This is a genomic window from Algoriphagus aquaeductus (genome assembly GCF_003253485.1).
Taxonomy (GTDB): Bacteria; Bacteroidota; Bacteroidia; order Cytophagales; family Cyclobacteriaceae; genus Algoriphagus; species Algoriphagus aquaeductus.
In genome coordinates, this window is record NZ_QKTX01000005.1 from 192,370 (window position 1) to 210,312 (window position 17,943).

Annotated in this window: 14 protein-coding genes; 3 read left to right on the forward strand and 11 right to left on the reverse strand. The window is 44.0% G+C overall.

The genetic code is table 11. The features are described from left to right. Positions 1-19: 19 nt before the first annotated feature. The 6 genes from CLV31_RS08985 to CLV31_RS09015 form a co-directional block, all read right to left on the reverse strand. Positions 20-712 carry a hypothetical protein gene (locus tag CLV31_RS08985; protein ID WP_111392551.1) on the reverse strand — a complete coding sequence of 231 codons (693 nt, stop codon included), beginning with the start codon at positions 710-712 and terminating at the stop codon, positions 20-22. Positions 713-978: 266 nt separating this feature from the next. Beyond that, positions 979-2,247, reverse strand: a complete 1,269-nt coding sequence (locus CLV31_RS08990) for a dicarboxylate/amino acid:cation symporter (protein ID WP_111392552.1) — start codon at positions 2,245-2,247, stop codon at positions 979-981. Between the two features lie 669 nt (positions 2,248-2,916). Beyond that, complete coding sequence (locus CLV31_RS09000) at positions 2,917-4,143, reverse strand: hypothetical protein (protein WP_111392554.1); 1,227 nt, start codon at positions 4,141-4,143, stop codon at positions 2,917-2,919. A gap of 87 nt (positions 4,144-4,230) precedes the next feature. Then, positions 4,231-4,635 carry a hypothetical protein gene (locus tag CLV31_RS09005; protein WP_111392555.1) on the reverse strand — a complete coding sequence of 135 codons (405 nt, stop codon included), beginning with the start codon at positions 4,633-4,635 and terminating at the stop codon, positions 4,231-4,233. A gap of 40 nt (positions 4,636-4,675) precedes the next feature. Beyond that, a complete protein-coding gene (locus CLV31_RS09010) occupies positions 4,676-5,380 on the reverse strand; it encodes a hypothetical protein (protein ID WP_111392556.1) in 705 nt (234 codons plus the stop codon). Positions 5,381-5,383: 3 nt separating this feature from the next. Next, positions 5,384-6,712, reverse strand: coding sequence for an OmpA family protein (locus tag CLV31_RS09015; RefSeq protein ID WP_111392557.1), 1,329 nt, complete (start codon positions 6,710-6,712; stop codon positions 5,384-5,386). A gap of 297 nt (positions 6,713-7,009) precedes the next feature. Here CLV31_RS09015 and CLV31_RS09025 point away from each other — a divergent pair, with 297 nt between their 5' ends. Both CLV31_RS09025 and CLV31_RS09030 read left to right on the forward strand, forming a co-directional pair. Continuing rightward, the gene (locus tag CLV31_RS09025) at positions 7,010-7,549 is read left to right on the forward strand and encodes an RNA polymerase sigma factor (RefSeq protein WP_111392559.1); all 540 of its coding nucleotides are present in this window, start codon (positions 7,010-7,012) and stop codon (positions 7,547-7,549) included. Position 7,550: 1 nt separating this feature from the next. Further along, positions 7,551-8,285, forward strand: coding sequence for a YbbN family protein (locus CLV31_RS09030; RefSeq protein WP_111392560.1), 735 nt, complete (start codon positions 7,551-7,553; stop codon positions 8,283-8,285). Here the strand turns inward: CLV31_RS09030 and CLV31_RS09035 are convergent. The 3 genes from CLV31_RS09035 to CLV31_RS09045 all read right to left on the reverse strand — a co-directional run bounded on the left by CLV31_RS09035 (position 8,277) and on the right by CLV31_RS09045 (position 13,550). Further along, entirely contained in the window at positions 8,277-11,042 is a 2,766-nt protein-coding gene (locus CLV31_RS09035; RefSeq protein WP_181452597.1) for a CHAT domain-containing protein, read from the reverse strand. The genes CLV31_RS09030 and CLV31_RS09035 overlap by 9 nt on opposite strands. A gap of 297 nt (positions 11,043-11,339) precedes the next feature. Next, entirely contained in the window at positions 11,340-12,683 is a 1,344-nt protein-coding gene (locus CLV31_RS09040) for a Gfo/Idh/MocA family protein (protein WP_111392562.1), read from the reverse strand. 99 nt (positions 12,684-12,782) lie between these two features. Then, complete coding sequence (locus CLV31_RS09045; protein WP_111392563.1) at positions 12,783-13,550, reverse strand: 3-keto-disaccharide hydrolase; 768 nt, start codon at positions 13,548-13,550, stop codon at positions 12,783-12,785. Between the two features lie 135 nt (positions 13,551-13,685). On the opposite strand from CLV31_RS09045, the gene CLV31_RS09050 reads away from it, so the two are divergent. Continuing rightward, positions 13,686-16,229, forward strand: coding sequence for a M14 metallopeptidase family protein (locus CLV31_RS09050; protein WP_111392564.1), 2,544 nt, complete (start codon positions 13,686-13,688; stop codon positions 16,227-16,229). 315 nt (positions 16,230-16,544) lie between these two features. Here the strand turns inward: CLV31_RS09050 and CLV31_RS09055 are convergent, their stop codons facing one another. Together CLV31_RS09055 and CLV31_RS09060 are read right to left on the reverse strand one after the other, a co-directional pair. After that, complete coding sequence (locus tag CLV31_RS09055; protein ID WP_111392565.1) at positions 16,545-17,048, reverse strand: energy transducer TonB; 504 nt, start codon at positions 17,046-17,048, stop codon at positions 16,545-16,547. Positions 17,049-17,139: 91 nt separating this feature from the next. After that, the gene (locus CLV31_RS09060; protein WP_111392566.1) at positions 17,140-17,922 is read right to left on the reverse strand and encodes an energy transducer TonB; all 783 of its coding nucleotides are present in this window, start codon (positions 17,920-17,922) and stop codon (positions 17,140-17,142) included. Between the last annotated feature and the right edge of the window lie 21 nt (positions 17,923-17,943).

A 17,943-nucleotide genomic window follows, 5' to 3' on the forward strand; every position in this document is an offset into this window, starting at 1 on the left:
CTCCAATAGTGAAAAGGATTTATTTCAAGGTATAACGAATGGCAAGGCTTCCATCTACGAAATTCCCACGATAATGCTGGAAGTAGAAATAGGGAATCAAATCCAAGCCGATTGTAATTGGAGCATCTTTAAACTTATACTCAAGTCCGCCTATCCCAACAATTCCAATGGCAGCGAAATTCCTGTCACCCCAATAGGCCGGACACTTTGGATTTCTTGGATCATTGCAAGGGCCCCGGAAACCGTCATAATAATACCGACCATCATAAAATCCGATTCTGGCTCCTACCCCATAAACCCAACTCAACTCAGGTACTTCCAAGGCGTTTTTTTTGTGCCACTCATAAATTCCAGTGATAGAGGTTCCTCTCCACCTGCTTGCACCCAATATCAACTCCAATGCGGCCTTGTTATTTACAAAGTGTTTTAATGTGACACCTGTGGTATAGCCACCTCGAACACCTATTGCGGTCGTATATCCAGAAGGACCTGCGGGCATGTCAAATCGGTCCATGGACACCAATACGGAATGATTGGCTAGTTTTTCAGCAAGAGGACTTCTCTTCTCCCAATGATTGGACAGTAAAGCATCATTCCTTTCTAAAGCCATCGTGCAAGAGCAATCCTCCGCGAGGCTTTCTGTTTCATTTTGGGCTACAATTTCTCCGATAAAGAATAATGCAACCACGCAACTTGTAAATAACTTTTTCATGGTCAGGAATAATTAAAAGATTCTAATAAAATGGATCCAACGAAAGTACAACATCTTTCGGCAATACTACTTCAAACTGCGTACCCAAAAAAAGCTTTCTAAATCTCTCTGAAGGGCAACATCAACCCTTCGAATTCGCTCAGGGTTAAAAAAATCAGTTAGCGATACCTCCTCTTTTTCCTCAAACCGGAATTGGTATTAGAATTCCCGATTCAAAGTAAAATGCTTCGAGACTGGCCACTACGGACCCTAATTCAACATCCGGTTTAAACCAGCACTTTTTCCTCCACAGCAGGAAGCGGCTCTGACTCTAACTCACCCTCCCACTTGGAAACTGCCGCGGTGGCCAGTCCATTTCCCAGGACATTGGTAGCACTTCGGAACATATCACAAAAATGATCAATCGGCAAAATCAAGGCAATTCCCTCAACCGGTACACCAAACATCCCACAGGTAGCTGCTACCACCACCAAACTCGCTCTGGGAACTCCAGCCACTCCTTTGCTACTCAACATCAAAACCAAAAGCATGGTCAATTGTGTGCCCAAATCAAGCTCGATTCCATAAACCTGCGCTATAAAAATACTGGCAAAGGTCATGTACATCATACTTCCGTCCAAATTGAAGGAATAGCCTAAAGGAAGGATAAAGGAAACAATACGGTCTTTGCATCCAAATCGCTCCAGTTCTTCGGTCAATTTGGGAAATACCGCCTCAGAACTGGTGGTGCTAAAGGCAATTACCATCGAGCCAAACAATCGCTTAAGCAAGCTGCCCAGCCTTTTGCCTAAAATCATATAACCCACCAGCAGCAAAATCACCCAAAGCACGGCTATCCCCGCGATAAATGCTCCAAAATATTTGGCATAGGTCAACAGGATATCCAACCCTCTGGTGGCGATCACGGCCGAAATGGCTCCAAAAACACCCAATGGGGCAGTCTTCATCACATACCCTACCATTTTCAACACGACGTGGGAGACTACGTCCAAAGCTTTGATCAGGGAATTACCTTTGGACCCCAATCCTGCAAGAGCAATCCCGAAGAAGATCGAAAAGACCACCAATTGTAGAATTTCGTTTGTGGCCATGGCTTCAATCACACTTTTGGGAACGATATGCTCCACAAAATTTTGAAGGGAAAAATTTTGGGTTTTTCCTGTCACATCCGCAACTCCGGAAGCATCGGATATACTTAAATTCATTCCTACTCCGGGTTCAAAAAAATTGACCATCACCAAACCGATCATCAGGGAGATCAAGGAAGCCGAGAAAAACCAGATCAAGGCTTTGGAACCTACTCGACTGACGGCATGAATATCACCGAGCTTTGCGATCCCCACCACCAAAGTACTGAATACCAAAGGGGCAATAATCATCTGAACCAGTCGGATGAAAATCGTAGCGAGGAGTTTGATATTCTTACTGTAGCTGTCGATGAGCTCCTGATTGCCGGATTGGTGAATCGAATAGCCCACAATCAGACCGAGGAACATGGCTACCAAAATGGCAACCGTAAGACCGTTTTTTTTCATAAATGGGAAATGCTGCAAACAGCATAACCTCAAATGTAGATCAAGAAAAATCCTCAAAAAACAGCACTTGGATGAAGGAAAAAGAGATTTTTTATGACCAAATTAAGTTTGGTAAATACCCATCGAAAAGGTCCGGATTTTCTCTTTGTTTTTTATTCCAAATTTCTACAAAACAACTGTTATTCAGATAATTATAAAACACTGAATATTCCCATTATTCCAATCATGAAATCAAATGAATTCTTTCCAAAAGAAAATTCTGTGATTTTTTTTCAAGCTTCTATTGCTCAAAATTCACACTTGAAAGGCCGCTTTACCATTTCGTTTGAAGTTCAGGTTTTCTAAAAGCTTAAACCAGTAACGCTGCGCATAAATCTCTTAGTCTAAGATTACCTGATTGATAAATTCCAAGGCCTTGGTTTCATAGTATACTTGGAGAATAACTGCTGTTTTGTCAGCAAGCGAATGGATGAGTTTAAAATCTTGTATAGTCAGTGCTTACCATAGGATTTCTTTCATTTTTGGGATTCGGGGTAGTTGAGGTTGATCATTTGGGGTAACTCGGGTTCATGCAAACCTGCAACTGAGGTCTGCAATTCGTCACCAAAGACGCCGGAGAGAGGTTTACGTCAAAGCGGCAGACAGAATTGCAAATAATCAACCATGGAATTACAACCCGGTCACATATACCATCGCTTGGGATTTGGAATTCAGATTACCCTGTCTTTGACCATTTCGGTATCCTTGTCCCACTCTCAACAGACCACCACTTTCAAAATTGATCGCTTCCAGATTAAGAACCTCTTTGTAATATCCCATATCAAAGTTGGGACCCAGTACTTTCCCTTTGATATGGTGCCAAATCTCCACTTCAATATCCACCTCCGGATTATTCAAATCTTGACTAGAAATGGTAAAATCCCGGATATATTCAGGTGTGTTTGGTAAATCTACCCGGTAATCATATCGGGAATCTCTTGAAAAAGGATTGGATTCGGTCCGATCAAAGTAATTCGCCGATTTATTTCCAAAAGGTCGGATCTCCTCTCTTCCACCGGAGGTAACCCGATACATTCTGACTCCCGCAAACCCATAAATCTCCGGATTTCTATGGCTCGGTATTTCCTGTGCCAGGATTGACCCCAGTCTAACGGTGATTTTTTTGGTGGCCGAGGCGATAACCGGAGCCGTTACGGCTCTATTGGATTTGACGATTTTATTTCCCGACCATGCAGGAGATTCTGTCATTTCTGGATTCCATCCCCATTTTCCTTGAAATTCATTTCCAGAAAATGCAAATTCCAGGTACCCGGTGCGGCCATTGTTGGTGAAGGTTCCTTTCAGGATTTTCTTCCCTTTGTCAAAGGTGGCATCAATATCTCCCAGGCTCCCATACTTGCCCGTGACTCGATTTCCTACCTGCTGTAAGTCAAGCTCGGCAAAATTGGTTTTCCACTTTCCCGACCAAACTCCTGTTTCCAGATTGCTCACTTTACTGGTGGACGTGCGTTTCCCATTCCAATTGAATTGAGTATTTCCGGTTTGAAAATCAGAGATAAAGTAAACTCCCTTGCCTCGTAAATCTTGGAGTGAAATGGAATTATCGTAAGCAAAGTGTCCGCTAAATCCCTGAGCTTGAAGATCTGCTCCTGATCTCCACAGAAATTTTCCCCGGGCATTGCCATTGAAAAACACCCCGTGTAGTTCATGGTCCCGGTTGAAGTACTCAAAAGCCAAAATGGTCCCATTTCCGGCATAATCCCCGTAGTAGATTCCGTTTTCGTAAACCAGTTTCACGGGACCATATTGGGTTTGATAGGTCCCTTCCCACATTTGGGCATAGGTGACTCCTGAGAGGAGAAAAAAAAGCAAACTTAAAATTCGATGGATATACATAAGAGTTAAAATTCTGTGAAATGAAATCAAAATTTTCTATACAAAATTCAATTGCATGGTTTACAGTACCTTACCATATCAGGTTGCTCATTGGGATGCCGTTCTGTTCACAAAGAAATCTTCAATTACCTTGCTAGGCCTCGAATCCTTGTAGCGTATAGTGGTTTTGATATAGCCATCATAGGCTTGGGCATCACGGGAAAAGCTATAGAAAACCTCATAAGTTCGGCGAGCCAGCTTATCCTCCCGGGAAACTGTCATTTTATACCGATTGATGCGATCCTCATCGTTGAAAAACTGCGGAACTTGATTCCAAGTCTGCATCAACACCTGCTTCCCCCCCACCATGTGGTAAAGTGTGGTTTGATTGTTCTTGACCTCAAATCGTGGGATATTTTGGGTAGCATTGATATTGACAAAGTTGAGATTTTGGGCTTTGGCGGAAAAAACCATCGCACAAAGCAAGAGTAGAACGAAATGAAGATTTTTCATTTTGAAAGAAGTTTATGGAAAAGAAGAATAATGCGATGAGTTATAGTTTGTTCAGAATCTGGTCGGCCAGTAGGATAAGCTTTTGCTTGAGGACCGAAGATTCCCCTGCTTGATTGATCGTCAGCCGAAACATAAAGCCATCCTGATAAACATAGAGTGAAGCGTCCTCAGGCATCCACGTGGCAGCCTCCCCGACTTCTGTCACCTGTTCGCGGGTCTGGTTTCCAGCCAGTCCCGCACCGAATCCACCTGCCAAATCTGCTTGATCCTGCGTGATTTCTCCCTTACTCACCCGGTCTTGGAGTGCGTCCTTCATCAATTGATTGGATTGTTGAACCTCCTCGGGAGACAGGACCCGATATTGAAATTCAAAATCCTTCTTGCTGATTTTCTGAATACCACTAAGTTCAAGTCGATCCAAGTCAGGCACCTGTACCGTCATATTCCCTACGGTCATTGGGCGGGTTCGACCTCGGTCCCACGTGTAATTGAGCGCATGAAAAGATGGGTTGGAAAGGGTGGTATTGTAATCCACATCAGCCTCTTGCGCAGGAAAACCCATTGTATTTGCCGCCATTTCCAGCGTGAGCAGTTCATTCAGTTTGCCTTCATAGGCTTTTGCTGCTTCAAACAATCCTTTGGACTCGGCCAATTTCACAGCCTCTTCGAGGGCATTGGAATTGCCTTTTTCTCCACAGGAAACCATTCCCAGAAGAATCAGCACGTAGAAAATCTGAGTTTTCATCGCTTACTTTTTGATGAATTCCACCCGACGATTTTGCGCTTTACCATCCGAGCTCCCATTATCAGCTATAGGCTCGGATTCCCCTTTTCCCTCTGTACTCATACGGGCCTCATCAATGCCAAATTGACCCGAAAGCGCTGATTTGACCGCTTCAGCTCGCTTTTGAGAAAGGGTTTGATTTAGGCTAAGGTCTCCATCACTGTCTGTATGACCGATGATATGTACATTCACAGATTGGTTTTCTGTAAGGACTCCGGCGATTTCTTTTAGAATTCCATAGGATTCCGGCTTGATTGTGGCCGAACCAGAATCAAACACGATCCCTTGCGTGATCAACTTGCCTTCGGTGATCAACTTGGATCTGGTATCGGGCTGCCCCACTGCAAACCGGAGATTAGAAAGCAAAAACTCTCTGTTTTCCACGAAAAATGTTGCGGTCCCAAGAACAAACCGATACTTACCTTCCGACTGAAAAGCCCTGGGAATATCCCATACCTTGGATTCATTGAGGTAAACCCTAAGCCTTGATTTTTGCTTCCAGATTGACACTTTGACAAAGGCATATTCCTCTCCATTGGGAATAAAAAATTGCTTTTGAGGCTTTACGTTTTCGACTACTGCATCCCCGTTGATATTATAGGAGAAAATTGCCGTGTTTCCAGTGTTAGGTTCGAGCTCAATAATCGTGGCATTCGCAGTACCAAAATCCAGAATGTTAGCGCTGTGATTTTCATCAATAAAGGCCAATTTGGTCAACACTGCATTTTCTTTGATTACTGCGAGGTCAAACTCGATGGTACAGTTCTCAGGAAGTGCCCCTACAAATTCAGGATAAAGTACGCCCTCGTCAGAAAAAACCAACCATTTGCCTTCAAGCCCTTCGATCGTTACCACTTCACCGGAAGAATTGGTATTCCACCGAGCCGGAAAATCACCGACTGCATCCTGAGAAAAGTCCTCAAAAGCAATCACCCGCTCACCGGGTATAAAGTCAAAGTTGGAATAAGCCTGGATTTTCGCAGATGCATTCCCATCCGTCTCAATTACCTGAGATGGTGAAGAGCTCCTTCCATTTTCATCATAGCTTTGGGTTTCGGCCTCCGACTCCTCGTCCCCTTCTCCTGATTTATCCGCTTTACCCTTTTTTTTGAAAAGATTATTGACCCCTTCTTCCATTTTATTGAAGGCCTTGTCAACCGTTTCCGAAGTTTTGTTTTCTACTTTTCCTTCGGTTTGGGATTTGGTATTGATTACAATTCTCCTACCCAGATTTTGGGCATGCCCCTGAACCACAATTCCGATGCAAAGTCCCAGGATTAAAAATTTTTTCATGATGCGATGAGGTTAAATTCCTCTGTTAGTGCATCAGCGATGGAGAAGTAAACATACCATTGAGATTTTTTTGCGCTTTTATATCATACCCATTTATCAAAGTGAAAAAAGTTGAGTAGTCAAGAATAAGACTTTGTCCAGCTAGATAGGTTTCCCCATAATAGCCTATTGGATCTTGATTCCTGTGTCTCGCTTCTTGCATCTTATGTCTCCAGTCCATTGTCTAACCTCTTAAATCATATCTTTTGCTTCTTATCCGAAAAAATCTATGTTTACTTTTCCATACTTTTTGAACCAATGGATGTGAAAGAAAAGCAGCTGGAACTGCTGAAAGCAGGTGATCGGGAAACCTTAAAACAAATCTATCTCTCGCATAAAAAAGGCTTCAGGCTCTTTGCGAAACGCTATACCTCAGATGATGACCTGATTGACAATGCCTATCAGGATGCCATCATTGTGTTGGCAGAAAATGCTCAAAAAGGAAAAATTCAAACGCTCAATTCCAGTATCGGAACCTATTTGTATTCTGTTGGAAAATTTATCCTGTTTAAAAGCCTGAAAAAGAATCACCTGACCAGTGAACTGACAGAAGAGGTCAAGGAAGAACTGATATCGGAAAGCTTTGAGGAAGAAACCAAGGATGAAATGATCCTCAGACTTCGCCAAAAACTCGAAAATCTTGGACCAAAATGCCGGGAGATTCTCCGACTCTTTTACTATCAAGCCAAATCCCTCGATGAAATATGCCAAATCATGGGATATGATTCCAAAGAGGTCCTGAAGAGTACTAAATCCCGATGCCTGAAAAGCCTCAAAGACACCTTGAACCAAACCTAATATGGACCAGGAAGAACTTATCAACGCCTATCTTGAAGGAACACTCAGTCCTGAAGACCAAGAACTGTTCGAAAAATTACTTGAAGAGCAACCTGAATATAAAAAGTTGCTTGAGGAGCATAAAAAGGTCAAAATTGCTGTAACCTTACAGGAAAGAAACGACCTCAAAGCCATTTTGAAAGAAATTGATCAAGAGGAAAAAGACCGCCAAAAGCCCTCAAGCCCTGTCAAGTCATGGCTCTTTTCAGGAATTGCCGCCTGTCTGATAGTTATAACCGGCTTTTTCCTTTGGATCAACTTGAGTATGAATCCGGGGGAAAAATTATTCAAGAGCTATTATGAAACTTATCCCAATCTGGTAGCACCCACAGTAAGAGGTGATCAAGAATCAACTCTAAAATCAGATGCCTTTCTGGCTTTTGACAATGGCGACTTTGAAAATGCAGCCAGCCTGTTTGACCGGCTACAGAATGAAGCAGGGGGTGATTATGCCGCATTTTATTCGGGGATTTGCCAATTGGAACTAGGTAGACCGGAAAAAGCCATTCCCTTATTTCAGAAAGTTAATGAAAATGCCTCCCAACCCGACAAAATCACCGCAATTTGGTTTGAGGCCTTGGGATACTTCTTGCTCAATAAGCTTCCCGAAGGAAAATCACTCATGACAAAAGTGGCTGCTTCCCCAGGGCACCCTCTCCAGAACCGTGCTCAGGAAATTCTGGAAAAACTAAAGTGAACCAGGTCTTTTTCTGGACTTTCGGAGAAAAATAATCCATCCCAACACTAATCCAAGGCATCCGAAAACCATGGCAAATTTCGCCTCTTTGGACCACCAAGAGGAAGACAGCGGGTCTGTTTTGCCATTGAGAACAAATCCTGACCAAAAAAGCGGATGATTTTTTAAAGGGTTTTCCTGAATAAACTGCCTCTTCGCATGGATTAAGGCGATGTGCTTTGGTTTTCCCGCTTTGATGCCTCTGTAAAAATTGAGCATAACCTCGGCCGTTTCCTTATCGGGGATCGCCCAAAGACTGTAAACGGTACTTTTGACGCCTGCCAAATTCAAGGCCTTGGAAAGGCTCATTAGCCCCTCTCCAGGCATCAGTTTGCCCATTCCTGTTTGGCATGCGCTAAGGACCACAAGTTCGGAGGGGAAATTTACCTGATATAGGTCTCTCAGGAGTAGCTTATCTCCCCCTGAAAAAATCAAGGCAGACTCCTCATAGTTTACCGGATTTTGCTCTGCATGCATAGCCAGATGGTGTATCTGATAATCTGTTAGGCTGTTGATAAAAGCAGTCTTATTGGCATGTTGACCAATCATAGCCTTACCGTCCACCAATCCCGTCAAGTTGACTACCTCCTCGAGATTGTTTTTAATAGCCTGATAGCCAGTACCCTGATAGTCTGGCGCAAAAGCTACCAAGAAATCAGCCCCAAAACGATCATTTTTTGGACTTTCATAGGCCATCTCTCGAAAAGATTGCTGGTAAGACATGAAATGATTCTGAACCAAAAAATCTCCTTTTTCATCTATCAGCGCCTCAAAAGGTATCCCATGCAGCCGATCGTCAGGAAGAATATAAATCTCTTCCCTCAGAGATTCGGCAAAAGGAGAAACCAGCAGTCGGTAAAGTGTGGCAGCAGGAGATCGGTAACTATCATCCAAGCGAACCATGGAATTTCGAAACTCCTCCACCCAGGAATTGACCATCTCCACCGGGGCCAAGGAATAAACCTGAAGATCGTTCTGATGAATCAATAAAGCGAAAATTTGCTTTTCGGTCACCAGGTATTTCAACACTGACAAATTTGGAGGTAGGTCCCTTTGAAATGATAGAATGTCAAAAGGCCTGTTATAGAAACGGTAAGCTTCCTCTTCCTGAATCCTTTTTTCTATTTGGTGAAGTTCTTCACGGAGACTCTTTTCCCTGCCTTGGGATAACTGACCTTGATTCAGCTCTATGGTTTTTAGATTAAGCTCTTTTAAAAATTCAGAAGTAGAACCAAGGAACTCCTCATTTTTGCTTAGAAATTTTTTCCAGCCCTGTTGCGAATCATTTCGCTCCACTAACTCCAATAGGCGGATCTTCTTTTCAGAGGTGAGCAGCCCATTTTCATTCCAAAGCGAAAAAATGCCTTCCTGAATCTGTTTGTTTATCTCTTCCAAGGATTGGGTGTAACTTCCCTTCAGGTAATATTCCTGAAACATCTCCCCTGCCACCTGAAACAAATTCAGAGAAGAACTCAAATCTTGAAGATTAGAATTTTTCTTGCCCATCCGCATTAAAATCTGACCGGATTTGATCAAGATGGTGAGGTACCGTTCATTATTCAACTGCTTAAAATCCGAATAGGTAAGTTCTGCAATCCCTTTACGATTAATGGGCTTTTGGAGGAGATCACTCAACATTTTTTCCAACATCTCCATGGATTTTCCTTCCTCTCCGAGACGATTCAAAAGATCCGCCTGTAAAACTTGTAATGAAAAACCACTTGAACCTCCAAATCCGTATCGTTCCAGGAGGCTTAAGCTTTTTTGCGCATAGTCGAGCGATTTTTGATTTTCACCTGCATCATAATATACTATGGCCTGGTTGGCAAGATATTTCATCTGAAAAAATCCCGAAAGAGGAAGGGATTTCATTCGTTCGTAGTAGCCTACTGCCGCTTGGAAGTTTTTCATCTCCTTTTGGAGAAAACCTGCTTCTTCATAAATCGCGGCCATTACTCCCCATTGTTCCTCAAAAAAATCCCGAGGTGCATGTCGGATTATCGCCTCAGCTTGAATTAATATCCGATCCAATTGCCGGTCATTTTTTGTGGCTCCATAAAACCTGGAAAAGTTCAATAGAAGCTTCATTTCAAGATCTAATTCCTCGATTTCAGATAATCCAAAGGACTTTTTGGTCTCAGTCACATACCTTTGAAAAAAGGCCAAGAGCTCCTCGGCTGCCGTATAGTTGCCATATTCTATTTCAGCAAATATCAGGTTATTCAGTACAGTTGAAATATTCGAAAATTCATCCAAGTGACTCGTTTTCCATATTTCAAATGCTCGGTAATAACTTTGCTTTGAGCGGTTCTGAAAACCAAGGATATCCTGAACATAGCCCAGGTTGTTATGACAAAGGGCCAGTTCGGAAAAATTGGGCTTGGCTTGAAGTTCATAAAGTTGGATTGCACGCGCATAATTGCGACTGGATTCCAGCATTTTTTCCTGGTAGAGATAAATGTCTCCTTTCTGAAAGTAAATGCTGGCCCAAGCCTCCTCAGGCAGAGTCTTATATTCAGGAATATTTTGAAGTGAGTCCGCAAGCAAGAGACCTTTGTCGCCTTCTCCATTGGAGTTGAAATAGGCCATTTTGATGGCTGCAAAACGAATATTTTCAGGAAGAGAAAAGGTGATTTTCCGATTCAAAAGCGCTTCATCTACTTGCTGAAGTTGCGAAAGGAGTTGTTCTGGCGAATTTTCAAACTGTTGTTTTTCCAATCTGCGCAAAAGTGAATCATTGTTCTGAGCCCAGGATAAGATTGGAAACAAAAGGAATCCGAACAAAACAAGTAAATATCCAATAATCAGAGAAAAGTTACCTTTTGACTTAGCGATCATATTGAAAAATGATGAAGATTTTCTTTGAAAAATAAGGTGGAGTTACCGATTTTCTACTCAGAGGTATGGTTTGAGATCTTGAATGATATCATATCCCCATAAAGATGATGAAGGGTAAAAACCCTCCAGAATTTCTCCGGAGGGCAATTTCAAACTTCAAATTTCTAATTTCAAATCTTACACCTTCGGCACATTCCAGCCATTATGGTACTGTGCTTTCATCAGTGCATTGGCATCCGCATCAGTAAACTGATTTTTTCCCGCATCCCAATAGACTTTCTTGCCGGTTTTGTAAGCGATATTTCCCATTTGGGCGTTGATCGCAGCCACCGAACCGGTTTGGATACCGCACTTCAGCTTACTGGCATCATTGGCTGTCATGGCCTCCACAAAGTTGACCGCATGCAGGTCCAAAGCACTTGGCCCGGCAGGACGGGTATGAGGGACTTCTTCCACTTTTGGTTTGCGCTGACCGTCCACGTTTTCGGTTTCGGGGATCACTTTCCAACCACCCCGGTTGACGACCAAGGTGGCATTGTTTCCGATAAAGGCAATACCTTCCGTAGTGCCGTAGTTTCCACCATCGATTCCCGTGGCGTGTTCCCAAAGCATATTGAAGCCATCGTATTCATATACGGTTTGCAAAGTGTCCGGAGTCTCTGAGGCATCATCCGGATAGGCAAATTTACCCCCGGAAGCCATCACTGACTTAGGTGCACTGACACCCATGGCATACAGTGCGATATCGATCTCATGTACGCCCCAGTCGGTCATCAAGCCACCCGCGTAATCCCAAAACCAACGGAAATTGAAATGGAATCGATTGGCGTTGAATTCTCTTTTCGGTGCAGGACCTAACCACATATCGTAATCCACCCCAGCAGGCACAGGGCCATTTGGCACGACAGGAACCGGCTTCATCCAACCTTGGTAAGCCCAGCATTTCACCAGACGAATTTGGCCCAGTTTGCCTGATTTGACGTATTGGATTGCCTCATCGTACTGAGAACCCGAACGCTGCCATTGTCCTACTTGGACGATTTTGCCGTAGCGCTCTTGGGCCTTGACCATAATTTGGCACTCTTCGATGGTATTGGCAATGGGTTTCTCCACATAGACATGCTTACCGGCTGATACCGCATCTACCATATTCAGGCAGTGCCAATGATCCGGTGTACCGACAATGACGACATCAATATTCTTGTCCTCCAGCATTTTGCGATAGTCCTTGTATTGCTTGGGACGGGTTCCTCGTAGTTTGAATACATCTTCACTACGCTGATCGAGTACACTTTGATCGATATCACAGATCGCCACACAGTTGACTTGAGGAATCTTGAGGTGGGCATTCATATTGGACCAGCCCATTCCTTTGCAGCCAATCAAACCATAATTGATCTGATCATTCGGGCCAATAGTACGGGTGAATTTCCCGAAATCAGCAGCAGTCAGTATGGACGGCATGCTAAGTCCAGCCCCGAGGAGCATGGTGTTTTGTATAAATCGTCTTCTTGAGGACATGATGGTTATTGGATTAATGGTTATTGGGAGAAAAGTGAAATTTCGGATTTGGGATTTCGGACGTCGGAAGACCCGAAATCAACCATCCGAAATCCGAAATCACAACGGTCTTACCCAAATATTTCTGAATCTCACCGGGTTGCCATGGTCTTGTAACTTGATCGGTAGGGCTTCAGCATGGGCTTTGTAATTAGGAATACCGATGTACTCGGTTGGGCCTTTGAGAATTACATTGTTTTGTACCACCACTCCGTTAATCAAAACAGTCACGGTAGCCGGAGAAGTCAAATGTCCGTTTTTGTCAAAACGTGGAGCCTTGAAAATGATGTCGTAGTAGTTCCACTCTCCCGGAGCCCTCAGCGGATTGACCAAGGGTGGATACTGCTTGTATATCGAACCAGCCTGACCATTGGTGTAGGTTTTGCTTTCGTAGCTATCGAGGATTTGAACCTCGTACATTCCCATCAGGAAAAATCCTGAATTGCCTCGGCCCTGACCTTCACCGACGATCTCGGTTGGAGCAGACCACTCGACATGGTATTGGGCATCTCCAAAAGGAAGCTTCGACTGGATATCTCCTTTTCCGCGAACCACCACCAATTCTCCATTTTCGATCTTCCACTCAGCCGGTGCATTTCCATCTTTGGCAGAGACGAAATTGTTGAGACTGGTTCCGTCAAATAGGACGATGGCGTCTGAAGGAGGAAGATTGTTTTGGGCACCGGGGCTAATCTTCGGAACAACAGGGGTGTAAAACTCTGTAGCCTGAGGAGGCAATGGCGGAGGAGTTGGGTTTTGCTGGGCAATAGATAATTGGCTAAGGCTCATGCCACTTCCAATCAAAGCCAGGGTCAATAGTTTCTTCATAGTACAATAGATTATTTTAGGAATTAGTACTCTGCCAATAAATTACAGGAAAAAAGGCGTGAAACGGAAAGCCGTTGATGGATTTTTGATGGATTTACCCAAATCCTTTTCTACTTTTCCAAAAAAACTATCGAAATGAAAAGACCTTTACTCGGATTGATTTTCGGCCTTATCCTGACCTTACAAGCCTTTGCCCAGGAGGAATACTATTTCCCCGGAGAAAAATTTGATCCTGCAATCCCCTCTCCCTCCCAGTTTTTGGGTTACCCGATCGGAGATTGGCACACACGCTATGACCTGATCGTGAAGTATTTCGAAAAACTCGACCAACTCATCGAGACCGCCCAACTCCAAACCATCGGCTACACCCATGAGCATAGGCCCAAGGTCATTTTGACGATTGCCTCCGCTAAAAACATGGGGAATCTGGATCAAATCCGCCAAAAGCAGCTTCAACTGGCCGATCCATCTCAGCCAAAGCCTGCTGTAGCCGATATGCCCTCCATCATTCACCTGGGGTATGGCGTACACGGAAATGAACCTTCCTCTGCCGAAGCAGCCATGCTGACCGCCTATTGGCTGATGGCTTCGCAGTCGGATTTGGCCAAAAATCTCAGAGAAAATTCCGTTGTACACATCGACCCGACTCTGAATCCAGACGGACGTGACCGACATAGCCTTTGGGCTAACTCCAACAAAGGCTTCCCTCCCGTTGCTGATCCATTGGATCGTGAGCACAACGAAGCTTGGCCCAATGGACGAACCAATCACTACTGGTTTGACCTCAATCGGGATTGGTTGCCTTTAGCTCATCCCGAATCAAAAGTAAAAGTGGAATGGTACCATCAGTGGTATCCCAACGTGACCACGGATTTCCATGAAATGGGCACCAACAGCACCTATTTCTTCGAACCCACCAAGCCCTACGGTTCCGAAAACCCGGTGGTACCGAGAAAAAATTACGACGATATCAATCCCCGCTTCGCCAAATATTTCGCCAAATACATGGACGAGATCGGAAGTCTCTATTGGACCAAAGAAGTTTTTGACAATAGCTACCCAGGTTATGGATCAACCTATCCGGACATTCATGGTGGACTGGGTTTGGTGTTTGAAACTGCCAGCAGCCGAGGGCATGTGCAAAGCAGCCAAAGAGGAGATATCACGTTTGCCTTTACTATCCGAAATCATGTAGTCAATTCCTTGGCCACCATGGAAGCCGCTTTGGACAACCGGGAATACATGCATGAGTACCTCAGAGAGTTTTTCCAAACTGCGGTGGCGGAAGGAGCCAAAGACCCTGCGAAAAACTATGTGTTCGGAGACGAATTTGATGAAAGCAGAAACCGACTTTTTGTCCAATTCCTTTTAGACCACAAGATCAAAGTCTATGAAAACACAGCCGACTTAACTGCCTCTGGCCAGTCGTTTAAAAAAGGAAAATCCTGGGTGGTTCCTACCAATCAACCTCAATACCGCATGGTGAGAACCATGTTTGAATATGTGAAAGAGTTTGCGGACTCGGTATTTTACGATGCTTCAGCCTGGACCATGGCTGCGGCTTATGGGATGCCTTTTTCGGCAGCGCCAACGGTAAAAACTGGTAGCCAAATTTCTGAGGTTAAAGCTCCTGTTTTTTCTTTCCCTGAAGGAAAAGCCTACGCTTACCTGATCGATTGGTCGGACTATTATGCTCCCAAAATGCTCTATGATCTGCAAAAAGCAGGAATCCATGTGGAATCGATTCACCGGCCTTTTTCCTCCCAAACCCAAGACGGAAAAGTGGACTTTCCGGCGGGTACCCTGATGATTCCTATGGGCTTTCAAAAGCTTAAAGCCGAGGAAGTCAGTGCAAAAATCAAAGAATTGGCAGCCAAAAATGCACAGAAAGTCTATGCTGTACAGACCGGATTAAACCTCAGCGGCATTGATTTGGGGTCTAATTTGGTTTCAGCCGTGCAGCAGCCAAAAGTGATCATGATGGTAGGTTTGGGTATCAACGCCACCGAAGCCGGAGAAATCTGGAATTTGCTGGACCAGCATTTTGGTATGCCGATTACCAAAGTGAATATGGAACAATTTGGGCGTGTCAACCTTCACCAATACAACACGCTGATCCTTCCTTCCGGGAACTACAATTCGCTTTCCGAAGGACAAGTCAATCACCTCAAAGACTGGGTGAATCGAGGCGGCACCATCATTTCCATGAAGAGCGCCTCACTTTGGCTCAATCAAAAAGGAATCACCAAAGAAGAAGCCGTGAAACTCGAAAAAGAGGAACAAGAGCCTGCCGCTCTTCCATTCAGTGTCAGAAATGACTTCGAAGGAGCAAAAGAAGTAGGCGGAAGTATCTATCTGGCAGAAATGGATTTGACGCATCCGATCGCTTATGGCTATCACCGAAAAAATCTGCCGGTGTACAGAAATACGGACATCTTCATCAAACCATCAGCAGACAAATACCTGACTCCGATCAAATACACTTCAAATCCTCACTTAGGAGGCTACATTTCAAAAACGAATCTGGAAAAGCTCAAGCAAAGTGCCGGAGTGGTGATCTCTCCTGCCGGACAAGGCCGTGTGGTACATTTCTTCGACAGTCCCAACTTCCGTGGAACTTGGTATGGCACCAACAAGCTCTTTTTGAATGCTATTTTCCATGGGGAAAATATGGATTAGGAAATTTGAGATTGGAAATTTGATGCTTCGACTAAGCTCAGCACAAGAATTTGAAAAAAAGCCCCTGAATAACTCATTCAGCGGCTTTTTTGCTTTTCTACCAACAATTCAAATCTTTACTGATTTTGCACCATGATTTGTCCAGGTTGGGGGTAATCTAGGGAATGAAATAACGTATCAATTCAAGCTGCCGACAGATTGGAGTCGAGGGTTCGAAGACCTTTCGATTTCGAGACCCTAATCTTCCCGGCTCTCATTGCAGCCACGATACTCTCTTTGGCAGCAAAATAAGTTGGTCTAGTTCCCAAAAGCCTATCAGCTCAATTTAAATCGAACAGGCAACTTCATTCTGGAATTTACTTTTCTATCCTTTTGCTGAGCAGGTTCCCAGTTAGCAGAATTTTGAACAACACGAATAGCCTCTTCATCACAGCCACCCCCAATGCCTCTAAGAATAGTGGGGTTGGAAATTGAACCGTCTGAATTGATCACAAAATCTACGATCACGGTGCCTTCAATACCAAGTTTTTTAGCTTCAGAAGGATACTTCAAGTTGGCTAATAAATACGAGTTCCATCCTTCCAAACCTCCAGGAGGTACTGGCTGTACTTCAGTGACGTCGAAAATTTCTTTTCCGTCCTTGCCTACATCCGTAATACGTGCGGCAATGTTGGTGGGAGCCATGCTGGGTTTGGCGGCCACTTGTGTAGGCCCTTCGATTTCCTCTGCCTGATCGATTTGGCAGGAAGAAAAGGTGACTCCAAGCCCTAACACGGAGATTAGAGCCATGTGCTTGATTTTCATGAGATTGTTTTTCATGGATTTATAGAGTTTAGGTTAAATTTTGAACATACTACCCCCAGTCCATCCATTTTTATGGATGGAAATTGGGCATCAAACTGGTTTCAGATTACTTAGTAGAAGAAGGAGAAGAATAACCGACCACGACAAAATGCCTTCCGTATGCTTCCGACACAGCTTTTTCCTTTATCCATTTGTCGATGTCTTCTTGCTTGTCCGAATCCACCCGAAAGAGTATAGGCACACGCATTCTTGATTGAACGGGCTTGCCATCCTGTTTGGCAGGAATCCAATCTGGACTGGCAGAAATTACCCGAATCACTTCTTGGTCACATTCGCCTCCTATTCCTCTCAACAATTCGACATCCTGTACTTTTCCTTCCGAGGTAACATTGAAGACTGCCAACACCACTCCTTGGATTCCAGATTTCCTGTCATTCGCCGGATACACAATATTTTTGGCGATGTATTTATGCCACTCTTCCCGACCCCCAATGGGCTGAGGGATTTCGTCAGTCTGGTCAATGGCCTGGTAAATTGGCTCTGGTTCAGTTGGAGACGGATTTGTTTTTTGGGTTTGGGTTAGCTTTACTTTGACCGTTCCATCAGCTTCATTCACCTGGACTTCTTGGGTATCATATCCGATATAAGACACCAACAACACGATAGGCAAAGAAGGAACATCCAGTGAAAAGTTACCGGAAAGATCGGTAACGGTTCCGGTAGTGCTTTGCTTGATTAGGATGGCCGCACCTTTGATGATTTCATCTTGCTCATTGACCACAGAACCGATGATTCTGATTGAATTGGACTGGGAAAAGACAGGGAAAACACAAGCAAAATTTAGAAATACAAATAGTATCCCAAATTGAATAAGTCGATTCGATTTCATAGCTTATAGTTTAGGTTAATT